Source organism: Streptomyces sp. NPDC058295 (genome assembly GCF_042880655.1).
In the GTDB taxonomy this organism is placed as follows: Bacteria; Actinomycetota; Actinomycetes; order Streptomycetales; family Streptomycetaceae; genus Streptomyces; species Streptomyces coriariae.
In genome coordinates this window covers 223676-244603 of the sequence record NZ_JBHVYO010000007.1, presented here as the reverse complement: position 1 = coordinate 244603, position 20928 = coordinate 223676, and the positions used below count along the sequence as shown (strand labels likewise).

Sequence of the window (20928 nt, the reverse complement as noted above, 5' to 3'; positions counted from 1 at the left end):
GCGCGTCGGCCTACGGCTGTCGGAATACCCGGCCCAGTTCGATGCGGCAGATGCGCGGGGCCCGGCTCGTCGCATTGCGGAAGGTGACGCTGTCGGCGCCCTTGCGCAGGTCGACGGGGACACCCAGGGTCCAGTAGTCCTCCGGGCTCCAGGTGTTCTTGAAGGTGAGCCTCCGTGGCGCTCCGGCGCCGACGGTGACATCCGCCGTACGGGACAGGATGTCGGTGTTGTAGGCGTGGCCGTTGTCGCGTCGGTCGTCGTGCGCGTAGTGGACGACCAGCACGTAGCGGCCGGATTCGGGCGCGTGCACCGTGAACTCGGCGGCGCTGGAGGGGCTGTTGCCGAGGTCGTCGATGCAGAAGCCGCCGAAGGCGTGGGCGGATTCGACGAGTTGCGCCCCACCGGTGAGGGTGGCGGAGGCGGCGGCGTAGGAGAGGGTGCCGTCGGTGGAGCCCGCCCCCGAGACGTCGAGGGACCGGACGGCCGCGTGCCGCGCGGTCAGCGCGACGCGGTTGTTGCCCGCCACCAGGTAGAGCCGCAGGGGCCGGTCCGGCGCCGCCGTCACCCGCTCGCCGTGCAGCGTGAGCCGTACCGCCGCCGAGGCCCGCGGTACGACCGTGCAGTAGCCGTCGCGAGGGGCGTAGACGTCGAAGACGGCCCGGTCGCCCTCCCGCAGGACCAGGGCGCCCGTGCCCACTCCGGCCGACGAGGAGTAGTCGTACGACGGGCTGCCGTCGATGTCCGCGAGGGTCGCCTCGTACGACGCCGACGGTGCGCCGGTGCACGCGGTGAGGTCGATGCGGTCGAGGGTGACCTCGGCGTCGCCCTTGGCGAGGGTCAGCACATGGGCGCCGGCCGACAGCTCGACACCGAGGTCCTTCTTGGCGCGGTAGGCCCCGTTCTGTGTGGAGGGGTACGTCACCGTGACCGGGTCCGCGCCGTCGACGAGCAGCCGCTGGGTGGCGGGGGCGCCGGACTGGTTGCCGTAGAGGATCGCCAGGTCGTACGTCCCGTCCGCCGGGACCGTCACCGTGAAGTCGACCCTGCTGGAGGCGCTGTCGAGGGAGCCGACGTCCTTCGTGCCGGAGGCCGCGTAGCCGCCTGCGTCGGCGACCGTCCCCAGGGTCCGCACCCGGCCGCCGGTGACCGCCGCTTCCTCGGCCTCGTACGACGCCGACCAGGGCACGGCCGGGGCGGACGGAGTGCCGGCGCCGGCCGGGGTGAGGACGATCCGGTACGCGGACATCCTCTGCCCGCCGCGCAGCGGCACGGTCACCGAACCGTCGGCCGCCACCTCGAGCCCGGTGCGGGCGAGGACCCGCGGAGCGGCGTGCTGTCCCTCGTAGCCCGACCAGGCGGCCTCGGCGACGGTCGCGACCACCGTGCGGCCGAAGACGGCGCGGGGGACGCCGCGCACCACGACGTCCACGTCGCCGTCCGAGCCGCCGAGCAGCACCTGGGCCTGACGGCGCGAAGTGTCGAGGGAGGCGAGGCCCTGGAGGGTGTCGACGGTGTGCGGCCGCGGCGGGGTGACCCGCACGGTGTCGCCGGTCAGCCCGGCGTACCAACGGAAGAACCACCAGCCGCCGTTGGGGATGTTGGTGCGCACCACGTTGCCGTCCAGGTTGCCGGCGGCATCCCAGTAGGCCTGGTTGGCGTACACCTTGTTCCGCTCGAACATCGACACCCACTGCACGAGCTGTCCCGGCACGGACAGATCGCGGCGGTTGGCGTACTCGTCGATGCTGATCCTCAGCGGTGCGATGCCCAACCGGCGTTCGATAGCACGGTAGTCGTCGTGGTGACTCTGGAAGTCCCGCAGCGAGTCCGGGCCCAACTCGTGCCAGGTGACCACCTGGGGCAGCACGTTCTCCCGCTGGGCGAAAGCGAGGAAGTCGGTCATCAGGCGGGTGTGGTAGCCGGTCTCGTTGGGCCCGGCGATCCTCGCGTCGGGGGCGAGGGCGCGGATGCGCCGGTACACCGTGGCCCAGTCCCGGAAGAACCGGTCGCGGTGGGCCTCGTACCGCGCCCGGTCGGGGACGCCGAGGTCGTACCAGATGCAGTCGGGCTCGTTGAAGGGGATGTGGACGAAGCGGTCGCCGTGCGGGTGCGCCGACACCTCCTTGACGATCTTGTCGACCTTGGGGAGGTAGTCGTCGATACCCAGGTTCTCGTAGGGCCACTCGGCGTAGACGTCCTGCATCAGCACGTTGATCTCGCCGCCGCCGTTGCGGAAGAACGATCCGCACACGGAGAGCGCGTCCCCGTTGGGGTGTTGGGCGCCGCCCTCCGGCTTCTGCGTGATGCTGGTGATCTTCAGCGGTGCGAGCACGGCGTCGCCGGGCACCCCGTCGTCGCCGAGCCCGTACAGCGCGCCGTTGGCGCCGAGCAGCACAGGGCCTTCGGAGACGGCGAGGTCGACGGTGAGGCGCTGCGGGACGATCTCCGCCGGAGGCGAGGTGTGACCGGTCACATCCATGGGGGGATTGTGACCGGCCATACGGAGACCGTCAAGAGTGCCCTGGCGGGAGCGGGAGGGGGGCGAGGTTGAGGGGGAGGGCGAGGGGGAGCGGGGGCGAGGAGTGGGGAGTGTGAGGTGTGGGGCAGGGGGGCGGATGGGGCGCGTGGGGCGGGTGGTCCTCGGTGGCCCCCGCCGCGTGTCCATCGTTCGGCCCAAGTCGGCACCGTGCTCGTGGCCTGTCATTGCGGCCCGCCCCCGGACGCCTGAGGGTGGAGCCCGGTGGCGGGCCGCGGCGAGGAGGACGGGCGATGACGGACGGGGACAGCGCTGCGGACGCCGAACGGCGGCGGCCGGCGGCGGCCGACGACGGCGTGGCGCCTTGGCGGCGCTGGGGGCCGTACCTGAGCGAGCGGCAGTGGGGCACGGTCCGGGAGGACTGCAGCGCCGACGGCGACGCCTGGTCGTACTCCGGCTGGACCGGCCTGGTAGCGGCCGCCACGACGCTGTTCCACACCCTCACCGCCGACGAATGGCACCGCGGCGACCGCGACTCACTACGGCCGAAGAGCGGCGGCGACCGCGAGGAGCTCCTGCCATGACGGTGCTCTACGAGATCAACACGGCTGTCTGGCTGGGCGAGTTGAGCGGACGGTACGGGCGCCGGGTCACTCTGGGGGAGGTGCCCGGCGAGGCCTGGGACGAGATCGCCCTGCCCGGTGTGGACACCGTCTGGCTGATGGGCGTCTGGGAGCGCAGCCCGGCCGGACTGCGGATCGCGCTGCGCGACGAAGCCCTGCTGACCTCGTTCCGCGCCGCCCTGCCCGACGTCACCGAAGCGGACATCACCGGATCCCCCTACTGCGTACGGGAGTACGTCGTCGACGCCTCCTTCGGCGGACCGGAGGGGCTGGCCGAGGCCCGGCGGCAACTGGCCGCCCGGGGAACGCGGTTGATCCTCGACTTCGTCCCCAACCATGTCGCCCCGGACCACCCCTGGGTCACCCGGCACCCCGACCGGCTGATCCAGGGCAGCGCGGACGACCTGTCCCGCACCCCGGGCGACTTCATCGAGGCCGGCGGCCGGATCCTCGCCCGGGGGCGCGACCCGTTCTTCCCGCCCTGGCCCGACGTCGTCCAGCTGAACGCCTTCGGCGACGCCCTGCGCGCGGCGACCGTGGACACACTGGTGTCCATCGGCGACCAGGCGGACGGCGTGCGCTGCGACATGGCGATGCTGCTGAGGAACGACGTCTTCGCCAAGACGTGGGGCGACCGGGCCGGACCGGCGCCCGCCGAGGACTTCTGGCCCTACGTCCTCCCGCGCGTCCGCGAGCGCCACCCGGACCTCCTCTTCGTCGCGGAGGCGTACTGGGACCTCGAACGGGCCCTGCGGCAGCAGGGTTTCGACCACTGCTACGACAAGCGGCTGTACGACCGTCTCCTGCACGAGGACGCCGACTCCGTCCGCGCCCATCTGGGGGCCGACCTCACCTACCAGCGAGGCCTGGTCCGCTTCCTCGAGAACCACGACGAACCGCGGGCGGCCGCCACCCTGCCCGGTGCGCGGGGACGGGCGGCAGCCGTGGCCGTCGCCACCCTGCCCGGCGCGACACTGTGGCACGAGGGCCAGTTCGAGGGGCGCCGGGTCCGCCCGCCGGTGTTCCTCGCGCGCAGACCGCAGGAGCCCGTCGACGAGCCGCTGCGGGCCTTCCACCACCGGCTGCTGACGGCCGCGGCGGCCGTCCGCCGGGGCGCATGGCGGCCGCTCGCCCCGACCGGCCTTCCGGGCGACGACACCCACCGCGGCCTGCTCGCCTGGACCTGGACGCACGCGGACGCGCGCCACCTGGTCGTCGTCAACCACTGCGACCGCCCGGCCCGGGCACGACTGCCCCTGCCCTGGGACGACCTGCGCGGGCGCGAGCACCGCCTGACCGACCTGCTGACCGCGCGGACGTACGACCGTGACGGCGGCGAACTGACCGACCCCGGCCTGTTCGTGGCCCTGGAGGCCTGGCAGACGCATGTCCTCGAGGTCGGGTGACAGTCCTCCGCGAGGGGCCTCAGCCCATGCTCTTCGCGCCGTCCAGGGACTCGCGGATGATGTCGGCGTGACCGGCGTGCTGGGCGGTCTCGGCGACGATGTGCAGCAGCACGCGGCGGGCCGACCACCGCGCGTCGCCCTCGAACCAGGGGGCCGCCGGCAGCGCGTGGTCCGCGTCCAGATCGGGCAGGGACGCGACCAGTTCGTCGGTGCGCTGAGCCACCTCGTCGTAGTCCTTGAGCACGCCGGCCAGCGTCTCTCCGGGCAGCATCCGGAACTCGTCGGCCCGCCTGGCGAAGTCCTCCTCGGTCATCTTGGTGAAGTCGGGCATCGCCGACGCGCCCTCCAGGATGAAGGCGACCCAGCCCCGCTCGACCTTGGCGACGTGCTTGATCAGGCCGCCGAGACACAGCTCGCCCGCGGTGGTCCGCTGCCCGGCCTGCTCGTCGGTGAGGTCGCGGGTGGTGAAGCGCAGGAAGTGCCGCTGCTTGGCGAGCGCCTCCAGCAGGTCGGCGCGCTCGCGGCTGACGACCGGAGCCGCGGCGGTCTCGTCGAGGGTGGTGGGCTGGTTCATGGCGCCTTCTTCCGTGAGTCCTCTTCCGTGTGCGAGCACCACGTTAGAAGCGATAGAGGTCAGATCCTGTCCTAATGGCGCCGGGTTCACCGAGATGTCGCCACGACCTCCGCACCCGCCCCCGCGCCTGCCTCCGCACCCGCCCCCGCTTCCGCTCCCCAGGCCGCCGCGCACAGCGCTCGCTCGACCTCGCCGGTGTAGACGGCCGCCGCCAGCCAGGCGTGGGCGAAACGGCCCGTGTCCGCCGGGAGCAGCCGTCCGAAGGCGTCGCGGGAGCGTTCCGCCGCCGCGGACCCGAGTTCGCCGAGCAGCTTGGCCGCGGTGGCGAGACCGACGCGGCGCAGCCGTCCGCCGTCCCCCGCCCCGCTGCCCGGGAAGCCCAGCACCCGGCGGCCCCCCGACACGGCCTGGTGCACCCGGCGGCGCAGGAGGTGCAACGGCGCCTCGTCCACCGGGGGAGCGGGGGCGGGCACGGCCGTCGCCGGCGCCGTGGGCAGGTCCGCGTGCTGGAGCCGGTCCAGGCCCAGATCCACCCGCTCGCCGGCCCGGGTCGGGTGCTCGGCGGCGAGCAGCAGGGCGCGCGGGAGCGGCCCCGGGACGAGACGCGCGACGACCCGCAGCCGACCGCCCCGGGCGGCGGCCAGGAGGCGGAGGTTGTCGCGGTAGGGGAGCGCGGGATCGTCGTGGGCGACGGCGAGCCGGACCGTGCGGCCCTCGCAGTCGGCCAGCAGACGGTCCCCCGTCGCCTCCCGGACCGTGCCCGCCAGGGTGACGTCGAGGAAGAGCAGGCCGTGGCCGCCGGCCAGGGCGCGTGCGACCTGGGCGCCGACCGGCACCGTCCACAGCCGGTCGAGCGGCTCGGCGCCCCAGGCGGCACCCGACGCGCGCACCGCCCGCACCCCGGCTCCGGCGCCGAGCCGCCCCGTCGGGGAGACGGTCGCGCCGGACACCGCGAGGCCCGCGCGCGACAGTTCACGGTGGGTCAGGGAGGTGTCGCCGATCCGGACGGCCCGGTCGGCGGCGCCGGTCGCCCGGCCGGGGCCGCCCGGAGCCACGTCGGAGACCGTGTAGAGACGGCCTTCGGCGTCGGCCGTCCAGGTCACGGCGCCCGCGTATCCGGTCGTCGTCAGCACGGGCTCCGAGAAGAGCCCGTACAGCCGCAGCGAGCCGTCCGGGGTGTACGGCTGACGTACGCCGCCGCACAGTTCGGCCAGGTCCCGGCCGGTCGCGAACGGCAGGCGGTGCGCCATGCCGAGGACGGTGCGCAGCGCCTCGACAAGGTCGGGCAGCCGGTGGGCGGGGTCGGCGGAACGGGCCGCGCGTACTCCGTTGACGACGGAGACCGCGGCGACGGCGACCCGCGGGAGACCCGCGAGCCGCGCGGTGTGCGCGGCGCGCAGCAGCTCCGCCTGGAGCACGGCGCCGGAGCCGTCCGTACCGGCTTCGAGCACGGCGGCCGCCGCGTCGTACACGGTCCGCGCGGCGGCGAGTTGGGCCGGGGCGGCGGTCTCGTCGTCGGACGGCTGGGATGCCCCTTCGGCTGTCGGCGCCGTGGGCGCGCTGTCGGGAGTGTCCTCGGCCACCGGCGCGGCCGAGGCCGCCGCCGCGCGGTGCAGACAGTCGGGGGCGAGCAGACAGCCGCAGCGGATCGCGTCCGCGCTGGTCACCGCGCCCTCGGGCGCGTGCAGTTCGAGGTCGGTGTCGTCGTCGACGGCGATCCGCACGGTGTCGCCGTCGCGGACGACCGGACGCGCCGCCAGCTTGGCGATGCCCGCGTCCAGCCGCTTGCGCAGCCGGGGAGAGAGCGCCTCGACGAGTTCGGCGGTGACGGACGGCGCGACCGGCGGCAACAGGTCCTGGCTCATGCGATCTTCTCCCCTACCCAGCGGGCGAGTTCGAGCGGACTGAGAGCGGCGACGGGCATCCCCGCGGCGACGAGCTGCCCCGCGACGCCCGTGGAGTAGCGCGGCCGGCCCGTGTCGTCGAGGCTCGCGCAGCCCAGTACGTGGCAGCCCGCACCGACCAGCGCACGCACCTCGGCGAGCAGCCCGCCGAGCGGATAGCCCTCCTCGAAGTCGCTGACGACCACGACCAGCGTCCGCGACGGCACGGTGACCAGCTCGCGGGCGTGCCGCAGCCCCGCCGCGATGTGCGTGCCGCCGCCCACGCTGACCTCCAGCAACAGCGACAGCGGGTCCTCGACATGGCCGGTGAGGTCCATGACCTCCGTGGAGAAGGCCAGGAAGTGCGTGGACAGGGTCGGCACCCCGGCCAGCACCGACGCCGTCAGCGCCGCCCACACCGTGGACGCCTCCATGGATCCCGACACGTCCGTCACCAGGATCAGCCGCCAGTCGGCGGCCCGCCGTGCCCGGGTACGGAACACCGGGCGCTCCGGGACGACCCGGACCGTGCCGTCCGGGCCGCGCCGCGCGGTCGCCAGATTGGCGCGCAGCGTGCGCGGGAGGTCGAGGCCGCCGCCCGGACGCCGGCTGGGGCGCGGCAGCGCCGTGCCGTGCAGCGCGGGGCGCAGCCGGGTGGCCAACTGCCGGGTCAGCGCCTCGACCAGCCGCCGTACCAGCGGACGCAGCGCCGCCAGCCGGGCCTCGGGCAGCCCGCCCGCGTGCCGCAGCACGGTACGCAGCAGATCGACGGAGGGGCGCACGCTGTCCGCGTCCAGCTCCGTGAGCACGTCCCTGCGACCCGACGCGGCGGCCGCCGCCAGCACCTCCTCCCGGATGCCAGGACCGAACAGCGCGGCCAGCTCCTGCGACCACTCCCGCACTCCGGGATACGGCGCGTCCCGGCCACCACCGGTCCCCGGGCCCGTCAGGTCACCGCGGCTGCCCTCGCCGCGCCCGCTGCCGTACAGCTCGTCCAGAGCCGTCGCCAACGTGCGTGCGGACGAAGGGAGTTGATCGCTGCGGCGGCCCAGGAGGAGCCGCCACCGGTCGGCCGGGGTGAGCCGACGTTCGAGGGGGCCGTCCCCGGGGAGTCCGGCCTTGTCGGACGCGGACGCGGACGCGGTCGCGGTCGCGGCCGTCACGGTCACCGTCTCGTCGGTGGGCGCCTGTTCATCGCCGCCCGGGGCGGGCAGCAGCCCCAGTGAGCGCAGGGCGGCGCGGGCCGCGAGGTCCGCCCCGGCCCAGGCGGCGAGCGCGGCCGGGTCCAGCCCGTCGGTGTCGGCGACGCGCCCGGTGCCGAGCCGTTCCTCGACGGCCGAGAGGAGACGGTCGCGGGCCGCGGGGCTCAGGGTCTCGAAGCCGCCCCGCAACGCGGGCAGCCGGTCGAGGAACTCCCGGTCGGGCAAGTCCGACACCCGGCCCAGCAGCGGCTCCAGCGCGGGCGCCGCCGCTTCCAGCAGCGGACCGGCGGCGGCCAGCAGCCCGCTCAGCCGGGCCGTCAGCGCCGACCGCGAGTCGGCGTCGACGGCGCCGTCCACCCAGGACGCGACCCGGTCGCCGAATACCCGGGCGCTCTCCTGCCCGAGCAGCACCCGGACCGCTCCGGCGGCACCGCGCATCAGCGGGGAACCCTCGGCGGCCAGCCGGGCGAGGGCGTCGGTGAGCCGGATACCGCCCAACAGGTCGGCTCGGTGCGCGAGTTCGAGCAGGGCGTGGGCGTCGGCCGGGTCCTCGGAACCGGTCAGTCCGTCCACCTGCCGCACCGCCGCCGCGGTGAGCAGCTCGGCCACGGCGGCCGCCCGCGCCGTACGCTTCCCGTCGGCGCCGAGCCCCGGCACATGACCGGACCGCAGCCGGTCCGACAGGGCAAGCCCGGCCAGGAGTTCGGGCAGCGTACCGGCCAGGGGCAGCACCCCGGCGACATCGTCGAGCCGCTCGTCCGCGAGCGCCGGCAGACCGCATTCCGCGGCTTCCGCGAGCCCCTGGAGCACCTGCGCGGCCGTCGACCCGCCCGCGTCCCGCTCCGCGCGCCGACGCTCCCGCAGCACACCCTCGGCCGCCTGCGCCGCGGTGACCCCGCGCACGCCGGCCGCGGTCAGCATGGCCGCCGTCGCCGGCGTCCAGCGCACCTCCCAGCGTGAGGTGAGGGCCTCGGCGCCGCCCGCGCCGACCACCTCCCTCGCCTCGCCGTACGGCACACCGCACACCGTCAGGCGGCGCAGCAGCAGCTCACGGCGCCGGTCGAGGTCCGACCGCAGCGGGTCGAGCCGCAGATCCCGCGCCGGGCCGGAGGCGTTCTCCGGTCCGGGCAGGCCCAGCCCCGCCACCTCGGCCTCGACCGCCGGGACGAGACCGCTGCGCGGCGCGTCCGGCGCCGGCCGGCCCGTGCGGGTGCCGACCAGCACCCGCTCCATCGCCCGCGCCACGGCCCGCCCACGCCCGTACGGCTCACCCTGCGCGAGGACCGTCTGCACCGCCTCGACCAACTCGCCCCGGCCCGCCGCGGGCAGCCCGCGCAGCCGGGCCAGATCCGAGGCCAGCCGGGTGATCTCGCGCGCGTCGGCCGGCCCGGACGGATGCCCGAGGTCCCGCAACGCCGCACAGACCCGCACGGCCGCCCCCGTCAGCGCCTCCTCCAACGCCTGCGGATCGCCCGCCGCCCGCAGCACCATGTCCTGCCACTCCGGGTCCCGGATACCGGCCGGATAACCGGACCGCTCGTCCAGAAGGGCATAGGCATACGGAATCAGCGAGGTGATCCACCCCGCCCGACTCCCCACAGCCCCTTCCCGCGGCCCGCCGCCCTCCGGGACGGCGTCCGCATCCCGCTTGCCGCTGGCCGGGACGGTGGCACCGGCCTGCCCGCCGGTGGCCGGGACGGCGTTACCGCCCTGGCGGCCGCCGACCGGGACCGTGGCTGCGGTATGTTCCCCGTCGGCCGGGACGGTGGCTCCCGCATGTTCGCCGATGGCCGGGACGGCGCTGCCGCCCTGCTCCCCGTCGGCCGGGACCGTGGCTGTGGCCCTGTCGCCGGTGCCCGGGGCGGCGGTTTCGCCTTGTCCGCCCGCGATGGCGGGGGTGGAGCCGTCGCCTCGTCGGGCGAGGGCCGACCCGGTCAGTGCCGGTGCGTGGAAGGCGCCGACCAGCACGGCGGCCCGCTCGCCCCGCGCGGTGGCCTCGGCGATCCGGGACCGCATCCACCGCTCACGCCGCAGGTCCAGCTCGGGCACCCCGCCGGAGGCGGCCGCGTCCCGGCGCAGCGCCCACCCCGTCAGCAGGGCCGCCCGGCGCAGCGCCTCGGGGGGCGAACCCGGGGCGGTGGCCTCGACGAGCCGGTCCCACAGGTCGTCCCCGGGACGGCCCGTGAGCCGGGCCCGCAGCGCACCGGCGAGTCCGGGTGCCTCGGCCTGCGTGGTGCCGCCGCGCCCCTCGCCCCACGCCCGGTCCGCGAGGGGCAGGTCGCAGGCGACCACCGGGACGCCGTGCCGGGCGGCCCAGCGCACGGCGGCCAGTTCGGGCGAGAAGTCGGCGAACGGATAGAACGCCGGGCCTCCGCCGCTCCCGCCGTCACCGGGCGCGGCGGCGAGCGCCACCGGGGCACGGGTCTCCTCGTGCCCGAGCCAGGGCAGCCACTCCTGCATCTCGGCCGGCAGCTCGACCAGCAGCACGTCGGGCTTCGCCTCGTCCAGCAGTGCGGGCACGGCCGCGGCCAGCGAGGGCGCGTGGTGCCGGACCCCGATGAGGTAGGGCGCGGCCGGGTCGGTGAGGGCGGCGAGAGCCCCGTCCGGGGAGTCCGGAGAGTCCGGTGTCCCGGGGGAGGCTGCGGAGTCCGGTGTGCCGGGGGAGTCCGGTGCGCCCGGCGCGGTGGTGGGGTGCGGGGACACGGCCGTCAGCCCTCCAGGACCGTGCGCAGGTCCCACAGGGTGCGCCAGGTGGCGGAACCCTGCTCGGCACGGCGGCGGACGGGCCCGTCCCAGTAGCCGCGCAGCCGGGCCGCGTCGGCCGGGTCGTCCTTGCGGACCACGCCCAGCAGGTGGCCCGGCAGCAGCCCGAGCACATCACGGTCGCCCGGGAAGTACGCCGCCGCGAGCGCCAGCGCACCCGCGACGGACACGGCCTCCGCGGTGCTCATCACCGTGGACGGCCGCTCCACCTCCCAGCCCTCCGCCGAGCGGCCCTCACGCAGATCGCGGAAAGCGGTGACCAGCGCCTCCAGTACGGCGTCGTCGACCTGGAAGGGCGCGCCGGCCCGCTCCACCGAGGCCCGTGCCTGGCTGCGCACCAGGGCGGTCTCCGCGTCGAGGTCCGGAATCGGCCCGACCGTCTCGAAGTTGAAACGGCGTTTGAGGGCCGCGGACATCTCCGAGACGCCCTTGTCCCGCAGGTTGGCCGTGGCGATGAGGTTGAAGCCGGGCGCGGCATGCGCCAACGCGTCGTCCGAGCCAGCGAGTTCGGGCACGGCGATGCGCCGCTCCGACAGCAGCGAGACCAGCGCGTCCTGCACCTCGGGCAGACAGCGCGTGACCTCCTCGACCCGGGCGATGGCGCCCCGCGACATGGCGGTCAGCACAGGCGAGGGCACCAGCGCCTGCCGGCTCGGCCCCTGCGCCAGCAACAGGGCGTAGTTCCAGCCGTACTTGAGCTGGTCCTCCGTCGTACCCGCGGTGCCCTGCACGACCAGCCCGCTGGTGCCGCACACGGCGGTGGACAACAGCTCCGACAGCATCGACTTCGCGGTACCGGGCTCGCCGACGAGCAGCAGCCCGCGCTCGCCCGCGAGCGTGACCACACACCGTTCCACCAGCGCCCGGTCGCCGACGAACTTGCCCTCCACCACCAGCCGGCGCGGCACCCCGTCCGGCGCCTCGGCGTCCTCGGGCAGCTTCAGGGCACGGCCGCCGCTGCCCATGACGAACGTGACCACGGCACGCGGGGTGAGCCGCCAGGCGGGCGGGCGCGGCCCGTCGTCGTACGCGGCCAGGAAGGCCAGCTCGTCGGCGTACCGGTCCTCGGGCGGGACGATCTGGCGAACCGGGCCGGGGGAGCCGGCGGAGTCGGAATCGGAGTCGGGAGACAGGGCGGTAGTGGTCATCGGCGCGCGTTCTTCCAGAGGGGGCGGGAGGGTGGTCATCGGCGGCGGCCCTTACGGGTGGCGCGGGTGGTGAGCTGCTCGTAGGCCGGGGCGTCGCCGGAGCGGACGCGCTCCCACGCGCGCGTGAACAGTTCGGGCACGGGCATCAGCGGCAGCACGCGCCCGTAGGCGCGGACCGGGTAGAGGCCCTCCTTCCAGATCTCCACCGGCAGCGCGGGCGACGTCAGGTCCAGCCAGCCGCACGGCAGGAACAGGGTGCGTCCGGCGCGCGCCCGCTTGGCCTCGACGACCAGCTCGCTCGCGGCGAGTTCGGCGCGGGCCTTCTTCAACCGGGCGGGCTTCCAGCCGGTCCAGCGGGCGCAGTTGCGGTCCGTGGGGTCCGGGAGCGCCAGCAGCTGGAGGTAGAGCGCCGCCGCGTCCTCGCCGAGGCCGTGCGCCGCGGCGACCTCGGCGACCAGCCCGGGCACGCTGAAGGTCGGGTCCTGGGGGTGTCCGGAGGATCCCTCGGGGTCGCCCCCGACCGCGACCGCGCGGGCCAGTTCGTCGTCGAGAAGGGTCCGCAGGGCCCGCATGCCCTCGCCCCGTCCCGGCCCGACCAGCCCCTCGATGAGCCCGAACACGGGGTCATCGGGAGCCCCGAGCGCGCCCGGCCGGACCAGGACGGTCTCCTGGTCGCCGTACCAGGGGCGCAGTACCAGCGCCTCGCCCACGGCTGTCAGACCGTGGGCGTCGGCGCCCCCGGTGGCGGGCAGCCCGTACGCCTTGCGCAGTTCGACGGCGGACGAGGAGCCCTTCTCCGTCCACGCGACGTCCAGGTCGAGCAGCAGGCCCCGGTCGGCGAAGCGGCGGCGCAGGGCGGCGAGGCTCTCCGGCAGGACGGCCCGCAGCGGGTGCCCGTAAGGCAGGGAGTAGGCGAGTCCGGCCAGGGCGGTCACGGCACCCGTCAGGTGGTTCCGGCCCGGCAGCGCCGCCGGATCCTCCGCGACCAGGTTGCGGTCCTTGTCCGGCCGTTGGACGGTGGTGCGGCTGATCCAGGGAGTCAGCCCCGGGTTGAGGACGTCCTCCGCGGAGCCGGTGGGCAGGCCGCCCAGGGAGAGTTCCCCGGCGAGGTCCTCGGGCAGCCGGACGACCTTGCCGAGCCGCTCGGCCCACACCCGGCCGGCCGCCTCCGTGTCCGGCCCGGCCGTCCACAGGTCACCGGGGTTCCCGGGCAGCAGGGCGCCGACGAGGGCCGTCCGGTCGCCGCTGCCGACCGAGGACAGCAGGGCGTCGGCCAGCTCCTTCTGACGCGGCTTCAGCCCGGTCGCGGCGATCACCTCGGCGGTGAGCTGCTTCGGCTTGCCGGCCAGCAGCAGGGCCGCCTGCAGGAGCCCCAGCCCGCCGTGGGTCGCGGCGGCGAGGGCGGCGGGCGCCTCCGGCTGCCAGGGCGCCGGGCCCTTGTCCCGGACGAGCCGGGTGACGGCGCTCAGCGCGTCGGCGGGGAACACCGCCGGGCGCGCGGTCTCCCGCTCCAGTGTGAAGTGGGCGATCGCGCCGAAGGAGCCGGCCGGATCGTGGTCCAGGGCGAGCCAGTGCACCCGTCCCGCCTGCCGGTCCAGGTTCTGGCAGCCGAGGACGACGACGGTACGGCCGTCCCGGCGCAGCACCTGGCCGACGCGCTCCTGCTTCTCGTGCGGCTCGCTCAGCACGATCTCGCGCAGGGCCGCCCCGGGAGCGGCCAGCGGACCGTCCGTGATCGCCTCGAACAGCAGAAGGAGTGCCTCGCGGTGCGCCTCGGTCGTCGTGGCGGAGGCGGCGCGGTACGCGAGCGGGCGCAGCACGTCGAGCACGGGCGTCCACACCAGCCCGATGCCCGGCAGGGTGAACTCGTCGCTGCGCCATCCGTCGGCGGTTCCGGTGGACCGCGAGGCCTCGGCCAGGGGCTTGCCGTCGGCCGGCTTCCCGGACAGCACGTGGTTCACGGCGCGGACCTGCCGCAGCGTGCTCCAGCGGACCTCGCTGCCCCACCACCCGTGCACCTCGGTGAGCCCGGTGGTGGCCTCGCGCAGCGTCGCGTCGTCGCCGTACTCGGGCTTGAGGTCGGCGAACATCCCCTCGGTCCGACGGCGCTCCGCCTTCGGCCGCTCGACCGGCGGCGCCACGAACGCGGCGGTCGACTCCGCGAGCCGCAGCACCGCGCGCACCAGTGAGGCGACACCCCTGACGAGGCGCTCGTCGCCGAGCGAGGGCAGGGAGCGGGACACGATCTCCTGGACGACCTCGTCGGCGGGCGGCACCACGGCCGCGCTCTCCGAGGTCCCGTCGACCACCTTGGCCGCCGCCAGCTTCGCCTGCCGACGCGTCAGGGCCTCGCCCGCGGTCCGCAGCATGTCGGCGGCCTGCTCGTCCGTCAGGGCACGCAGCACCGCCGACGCGTGCTCGTCGCGCGGGCGAAGGGCGTGCCAGAAGTCGACCGGCGGGACGAACCGGGTGCCGGCGGCGAACTCACCGCCGCGCTCCATCGGTGTCACCCGGCCCAGCTCCCCGGCGGCGGACGGGGCGGCGCCGGTGTAGAGGGCGATCTGCCGGTGCAGAGCGACGGCCACGGGCTCGGCCCCGCCCGGCAGCCGCAGCGCGCCGAGCAGGACACCCGGCGCCCGCCCGTCGGCCCACGGCAGGGTGACGGTGCGGCCGTCCGGGGTACCGGCGACGGTGCGGGCCTCGGCACCCTCGCCCTCGGTGCGCACCCAGCGGCCGAGCACGGTGCCGTCCGTGCCGAACGGGCTCCGCTCCAGGCCGGGTTGGAGCGGCAGCACCTCGCAGTGCTGCTGCAGCAGGGGCGCGTCCTCGCGGATGCCGGACGACAGGAACGCGGGCAGCGAGGCGCGCCCGTGGGTGCCGGTCGCCGGGTCGTACTCGAGCCACACCTGCTGCCGGCCCTGCCTGCCCTGGCGCCAGTACGAGGTGCCGTCGCCGAGGATGCGGCGGCTCGGCGGTACGACGGTGTCACCGGCGTGCAGCGTGCGTCCGCCGGTGGCGCGACCGCCTCCGGGGACCGGGATCGACGGTTCGCCCGCGTCGTTGCCGCCGTACCAGTGCGGGAACTGCTCACCACCGAGCGGGAAGACGTCGGCGGGGCGGGCCGACCAGTAGCCGAACTGCTTGCCGTCCTGCCGCCACATGACGAGCAGTTCGCCGTCCGTGTAGCGGTAGCTCGGGCGCTGCCAGCGGTCCAGGGTCACGGGCAGCCGAAGGTCGTGCTCGAGCAGGATCTCCTCGGGGCCGACGACGATCACCTTGTGCGCGCGGGCGAGGATCAGCGCGGGCCAGGCCTCGCTGACGCTCAGTGTGTCGTCGCGGTCGCGCTTGGTCTCGGCGTCGAGGCGGCGCAGCGCCTCGTCCAGCGCGGGCCAGCCCAGCTCGTCCAGCAGGCCGGCCCGCAGCGTGTGCCCGAGCAGCGGCGCGACCGCGTGCGCCGCGACCACGGCGACGGCCGCCGGGCTGACCCGGGCGGCGATCGTACGGAAGGGGCGGAGCCGGTCCAGTGCCGCCCGCGCGGCGGGCAGGCCGACCGCCGAGGCCAGTTCCCCGGCCGCGTCGTCCAGCCACTCGCGCAGCACCTCGGCGAGCACCGGGTGGGCGGCCAGTTCCTCCAGCACCTTCGGCGCGGGGCGCAGGCCGCTGAGGGTGTTGATGTCGGCGTACAGCAGGCGGCGCAGGCGGGGGTCGGCCGCGGTCGCGGTGAGGTCGCGCCGGCCGGGAACGGCCTCGCGCAACCAGCGGTCGACGGACAGGTACACGACGTGGTCGGGGCCGGGCAGCGTCAGCGGCACGCCCTGGGCCGCGCACAGGTCGAGCAGGTCGAGATCGGCGCCGGCGTGCCAGCGGCCCGAGCACAGATCGACGGGACGGCCCAGGGCACGCAGCCGGGGCCCCATCCGCTCCACCAGGGCGAGGGTGGCCGGGGAACGGCCGCTGACATTGCCGCCGTGCTTGCGGTGCAGGGCCCACCGGCCGAGCCAGTCCGCCGGGTCCACCTCGGCCGCCGTCTCCCCGGTGAGGAGCAGATCCGCCCCGCACTCCGCGAGCAGCGCCAGCCAGAACTCGTCGTCCTCCATGGAACGCCCCAGGCCGGCCGGCATGATCTCCAGCAGTCGCTCACGCACCTCCGGTCGCCGCTCGGCGAGGACGGCCAGCGTCGCCCGGTAGGCGTTCCAGAAGGAGGCGGGGGCCCGGACCGCGGCCGGCGAGGAGAGCAGGTCGGCGACCAGGTCGCACTCCTCGGTGACCCGGTCGAGACCGGCGGCCTTGATCAGCCCGCGCGCGTCCTGCGGCAGGGACGCGTACGGCGGCATCCCGGCCACGCAGCGCTCCACGGTCAACTGCCGGAACTGCGCCCAGGCCTCGGCCGCGTGGAGCCGCGCCGCGAGGGCCTTGACGTGCTCCTTGAGCGCCTTGACGGTGAGCGCCCCGGCGAACGCGAACTCCAGGAACACGGCCCGCTGCCGCTCCTCGTCGACCTTCAGCGCGTGCACCCGCTCGGCTTCTCGGGCCTTGCCGAAGAAGGCGGAGGCGTACGTCGTGTTCTCGTGCTGCAGGAAGACGCGGGCGGCCTGCTCGTAGAAGGTGGGCAGGAAGTGCGGGACGGCCCGGCCGAGCCGGGTGCCGAGCGCCTCGAAGCCGTCCTTGGCGTTGCCGGGGCGGGACTTGGCCTGCCGCGCCAGCCGCTCGACGTCCTTGACCAGCGCCAGCGCGTGGTGGCCGTTCGCCGGGTCGTTGACCAGCGCCCAGGCGGGGAAGCCGAGGGTCTCCCGGCGCACCTGACCGACCTCGGGGGTCTCCGGGTCGCGGGCCAGCCCGAGGAAGTCCAGCGCCAGGTCCTCGGCCTCGCCCAGGGTGCCCGGCACGAGCCGCACGATCTGCCGGTCGTCCAGCGCGGGGTGGGTGTACCTGCGGACGGTGAGCGTGTCGGCGTCCTCGCGGGTGGTGCTCCGCGGGGGCAGCACCGCGCCCGCGTCGAGCAGCGCGCCGGCGGTGGTCTCGTCGTAGGTCGTCATGCCGCCCGCTCCTCGTCCTCGATGTCCCGCCCGGCGTACAGCGCGGCCGCCATGCGCATGCCCTCGGACCAGGCCACCGGCCCGATCAGACCGAGCTTCAGCGCCCGGCCCGCGGAGTCGGTGAACACCAGCGGTCCGGTCTCCGCCTCCTCGTAGCCCTCGTAGTCGCCGACCCACACCCGGGCCTCGACCGTGCGGTTCTCCTCGAGGACGGAGGCGACGGCGTGGCCGCCGCGCACGCGGTAGCCGAGCTGGGTGACCCGGCCGTGCAGGAACCGCTGTTCCTTGAACGAGCCGCCCGCGTACTCCTCGACCGCGGTGGCCTCCGCGTCGAGCGTCGCGGGGCGCCGCCACACCTCGCGGAACAACTGCTGGGCGCGCTGCTCGACGCCGAGTTCCACGGCGAACTCCCGAAGTTCCTCCAGGTCGTCGAGGAGCACGGGGTGCGGGAGGTGGACCAGTTCGGGCGTGATGCGGACGGTGTCGCCGTCGAGGTCGACCAGGCCGAGTCCGCGCTCGGGGTCGGCGTCCCGCAGGAACCCGGCCACCTCGCCGTCGGGCCCGGTGACGACGAGGTCGCGCAGGGCCGCCTGCCAGGCGGGGTCGGGCCACACCTGCGCGACGACGGCGAACGGCACCGGCAGCGAGCGCACCATCCACCGCTCCACGTCGGCCAGGCACTGGCGTTCGTGCCGTTCCAGCCACTCGGTGAGCTGACGCAGGCCCACCACCGCCGGCTCGTCGGCGATCTTGGGCGGCACGGACTTCAACCGCCGCCCGGCCGCGTTGCGGCACACCACCTTGCCGTCATCGAGGGCGACTTCGTAGTCGCCGGCCGACACCCACCCCATGTGTGCCTCCCGCACCCGCATTGATCAAGTGACGGGAAGAGTAGAACAGGCCACTGACAACGGGATTCGGAAGGTGACGGAGCGGGCGGCACCCCGGGATCCGGCAGGACGAGACCCCAGGTCAGCACTTTGCGGCGGCCCTTGCCGGTGACATCGCGCGCCCCCGGCCGGCCGGAGACGTCAGCCCTCGACCCAGCCGTGGTTCTTCGCGAACTGCGCCAGGCCGGCCCGCACCTGGACGATCTGCTCACCGGTGAGCGAGGGCGCCGCGCTCAGCAGCGCCTCGGTGACGTCCCGGGTGAACTCCTCGGTGCTCAGCACATCGCACAGGACGTCGTCGTCGGCGGCCAGGGGCTTGCCGTCCGCACCCCGCGCGAGCCGTACGTCGGACGCCTTCGGACCGCGCTCGCCGTCCTCGATCTCGAACTCCACCACGATGCCCCGGCGCACCTGTGACTCGGGCATCAGCATGTCGTTGACGTGCAGGAAGACATCCTCCCCGCCGTCGTCGGGCGCGATGAAGCCGTAGCCCCGCTGACTGTCGAAGCGCACCACACGACCAGCAACCATCCCAACCCCCAGCAACCTCGAAACACCCACATCGGTGAACCTGCCCAGATCGTAGTCAAGGCGACGGGCCCCGGGCGACTCCGGGACTCACTGTGCGCGATACAGCCTGGTGAGCAGCTCGACCACGGCCTGCGTCGCGGGGTGCGGGTCGTCGCGCCACCACACCAGCCGGACCGCGACGGGCTCGGCGTCACGCACCGGCCGGTAGACGACGCCGGGCCGCGGGTACTGGTTGGCGGTCGCCTCGGCCGTCATCCCGACGCTGCGGCCGGTGGCGATCACCGTCAGCCAGTCGTCGACGTCGTGGGTCTCCTCCGTGGCGGGGCGCGCGTCGGGCGGCCACAGCTCGGGGGTGGTGGTGCCGGTGCGGCGGTCGACCAGGAGGGTCCGACCGCCGAGATCGGCCAGCCGCACCGAGCGGCGCCGGGCCAGCGGATCGTCGGCGGCCAGCGCGCACAGACGCCGTTCCAGGCCGACGATCGCCGCGTCGAACCGCCGGTCCTCCAGGGGCCTGCGCACCACCGCCATGTCGCAGGCGCCCTCCGCCAGACCGGCGCTCGCGGAGTTCACGCGCACCAGCTGGAGCTCCGTGTCCGGGCGCCGCGCCGTCCACTGACGCTGGAAGTCGAGGGTGTGGCGGCCGAGCGCCGACCATGCGTAGCCGATGCGCAGCCGGGAGTGTCCGGAGGCCGCGTCCTGCACCAGGGCGTCCACCTCACCGAGCACCCGGCGCGCGTGCGCCGCCACCCGCAGCCCGGTCGCGGTCGGCGTCACCACCCGGGAGGTACGCCTCAACAGCCGTACGCCCAGCGCCTGTTCGAGCGAGGCCAGGGTCCGGGACACCGCCGCCTGGGAGACCCCGAGCACGGCGGCCGCGTCGGTGAAACCGCCCTCGTCGATGATCGCGACCAGGCACCGCAGCTGCCGAAGCTCCACACCCGGCCCTTGACCGCCCTGCCCTCGACCGCTCAGATCCATGACTCCATCGTATAGATGGAGCGCGTCATGCATTTTGCGCAAGGACGGGCCGGGAGGACGATCCGGGTATGCCAGCCGCGTCCGTACCCACACCCTCGCCGACCGTCTCCGCGGCGGTTCCCGCTGCCGCCGCCGTTTCCGTACCCGCGTCCCGTGGCGGGCGGCGACTCGCCGGGGTGGCCACCATGGTCGGCAGCGGTCTGTCCAACCAGACCGGCGCCGCGATCGGTTCCCTCGCGTTTCCCGTGCTCGGTCCCACGGGCGTCGTGGCGGTACGCCAGTACGTCGCCGCGCTCGTCCTGCTGGCGGTGGGCCGTCCCCGGTTGCGGTCCTTCACCCGGCGGCAGTGGGGGCCGGTCCTGTTGCTTGCGCTGGTGTTCGGGACGATGAACCTGTCGCTCTACACGGCCATCGACCGCATCGGCCTCGGTCTCGCGGTGACCCTGGAGTTCCTCGGGCCGCTGGCCATCGCGCTGGCCGCCGCGCGCCGCCGGGTGGACGCCTGCTGCGCGGTGATCGCGGCGGCGGGCGCGGTCACCCTGATGCGCCCGCAGCCCTCCACGGACTATCCGGGGATGGGGCTCGGGCTGCTGGCCGCCGCCTGCTGGGCGTCGTACATCCTGCTCAACCGCACGGTCGGACGACGGGTTCCCGGCGCCCAGGGCGCGGCGGCCGCCGCGACCGTCTCCGCCGTGCTGTTCCTGCCGGTCGGCGTGGTTCTGGTCCTGCGCCACCCGCCGACCGTGCCGTCCCTCGGCTACGCCGTGGCCGCCGGGGTGCTCTCCTCCGCGGTGCCCTACCTCGCCGATCTGTTCACGCTGCGGCAGGTGCCCGCCGCCGCGTTCGGCCTGTTCATGAGCGTCAACCCGGTGCTCGCCGCACTGGTCGGCCGGTTCGGGCTGGGGCAGGACCTCGGCCTCGTCGACTGGTCGGCGATCGCCGCCGTCGTCTGCGCCAACGCCCTCTGCATCCTCGTGCCGCGCCGCTGACCGGGGTCAGGACTCGGATCGCTCCGCGTTGCGCTTCTTGATGCGGACGGTCTCCTTGCGGACCTCGGCCTGCGTGGCGCGCTCCTTCTCCAGCCACTCGGGCTTGGCGTCCTTGACGGCCTCGATCTGCTCGGTGGTGAGCGCCTCGGTCACTCCGGCTCGGGCCAGTCCCGCGATGGAGACGCCCAGCTTGGCCGCGACCACCGGACGGGGGTGCGGGCCGGTCTCGCGCAGCTTGAGCAGCCACTCGGGCGGGTTCGCCTGGAGCTCGTTCAGCTCGGCGCGCGAGACGACGCCCTCCTGGAACTCGGCGGGCGTGGCGGGGAGGTGCACACCCAGCTTCTTCGCCGCGGTGGCGGGCTTCATCGTCTGGGTGTTCTGCTGCGACTTCATACAGTCCAGGGTATCGGCCGCGGCGGAGACCTCCGA

At 75.0% G+C, this 20928-nt stretch carries 13 protein-coding genes; 3 read left to right on the top strand and 10 right to left on the bottom strand.

Annotated elements, in window-relative coordinates; translation table 11 throughout:
• Positions 1-10: 10 nt before the first annotated feature.
• On the bottom strand, positions 11-2479 hold the full coding sequence (locus ACFVYS_RS10565) for a CBM35 domain-containing protein (protein WP_389500716.1): 2469 nt from the start codon (positions 2477-2479) through the stop codon (positions 11-13).
• Between the two features lie 290 nt (positions 2480-2769).
• Here ACFVYS_RS10565 and ACFVYS_RS10560 point away from each other — a divergent pair, with 290 nt between their 5' ends.
• Complete coding sequence (locus ACFVYS_RS10560; RefSeq protein ID WP_389500766.1) at positions 2770-3060, top strand: hypothetical protein; 291 nt, start codon at positions 2770-2772, stop codon at positions 3058-3060.
• The gene (locus tag ACFVYS_RS10555) at positions 3057-4505 is read left to right on the top strand and encodes an alpha-amylase family glycosyl hydrolase (protein WP_389500714.1); all 1449 of its coding nucleotides are present in this window, start codon (positions 3057-3059) and stop codon (positions 4503-4505) included. Before ACFVYS_RS10560 ends, ACFVYS_RS10555 begins: the two co-directional genes overlap by 4 nt.
• Before the next feature lie 19 nt (positions 4506-4524).
• Here ACFVYS_RS10555 and ACFVYS_RS10550 read toward each other — a convergent pair whose 3' ends face one another.
• The 8 genes from ACFVYS_RS10550 to ACFVYS_RS10515 form a co-directional block, all read right to left on the bottom strand.
• Positions 4525-5079 (bottom strand): DinB family protein, encoded by a 555-nt coding sequence (locus ACFVYS_RS10550; RefSeq protein ID WP_389500712.1) that lies wholly within the window; start codon positions 5077-5079, stop codon positions 4525-4527.
• Between the two features lie 86 nt (positions 5080-5165).
• Complete coding sequence (locus tag ACFVYS_RS10545) at positions 5166-6944, bottom strand: hypothetical protein (protein ID WP_389500710.1); 1779 nt, start codon at positions 6942-6944, stop codon at positions 5166-5168.
• The gene (locus ACFVYS_RS10540) at positions 6941-10867 is read right to left on the bottom strand and encodes a DUF5682 family protein (protein ID WP_389500708.1); all 3927 of its coding nucleotides are present in this window, start codon (positions 10865-10867) and stop codon (positions 6941-6943) included. The genes ACFVYS_RS10545 and ACFVYS_RS10540 overlap by 4 nt, the downstream gene beginning before the upstream one ends.
• A gap of 5 nt (positions 10868-10872) precedes the next feature.
• Positions 10873-12075, bottom strand: a complete 1203-nt coding sequence (locus ACFVYS_RS10535) for an AAA family ATPase (RefSeq protein WP_389500706.1) — start codon at positions 12073-12075, stop codon at positions 10873-10875.
• A gap of 35 nt (positions 12076-12110) precedes the next feature.
• Positions 12111-17111, bottom strand: a complete 5001-nt coding sequence (locus tag ACFVYS_RS10530; RefSeq protein ID WP_389500704.1) for a hypothetical protein — start codon at positions 17109-17111, stop codon at positions 12111-12113.
• Entirely contained in the window at positions 17108-17962 is an 855-nt protein-coding gene (locus ACFVYS_RS10525) for a DUF4132 domain-containing protein (protein WP_389500702.1), read from the bottom strand. Before ACFVYS_RS10525 ends, ACFVYS_RS10530 begins: the two co-directional genes overlap by 4 nt.
• Before the next feature lie 180 nt (positions 17963-18142).
• Positions 18143-18532, bottom strand: a complete 390-nt coding sequence (locus ACFVYS_RS10520; RefSeq protein WP_389500700.1) for a cold-shock protein — start codon at positions 18530-18532, stop codon at positions 18143-18145.
• 87 nt (positions 18533-18619) lie between these two features.
• Positions 18620-19510, bottom strand: a complete 891-nt coding sequence (locus ACFVYS_RS10515) for a LysR family transcriptional regulator (protein WP_389500698.1) — start codon at positions 19508-19510, stop codon at positions 18620-18622.
• A 68-nt stretch (positions 19511-19578) separates the two neighbouring features.
• Between ACFVYS_RS10515 and ACFVYS_RS10510 the strand changes: the two genes are divergently transcribed.
• Positions 19579-20499, top strand: coding sequence for a DMT family transporter (locus ACFVYS_RS10510; RefSeq protein ID WP_389500696.1), 921 nt, complete (start codon positions 19579-19581; stop codon positions 20497-20499).
• 6 nt (positions 20500-20505) lie between these two features.
• Here the strand turns inward: ACFVYS_RS10510 and ACFVYS_RS10505 are convergent, their stop codons facing one another.
• Positions 20506-20892: a DUF5997 family protein gene (locus tag ACFVYS_RS10505; RefSeq protein WP_054240975.1), complete on the bottom strand. Its 387-nt coding sequence runs from the start codon at positions 20890-20892 to the stop codon at positions 20506-20508.
• Positions 20893-20928: the final 36 nt, after the last annotated feature.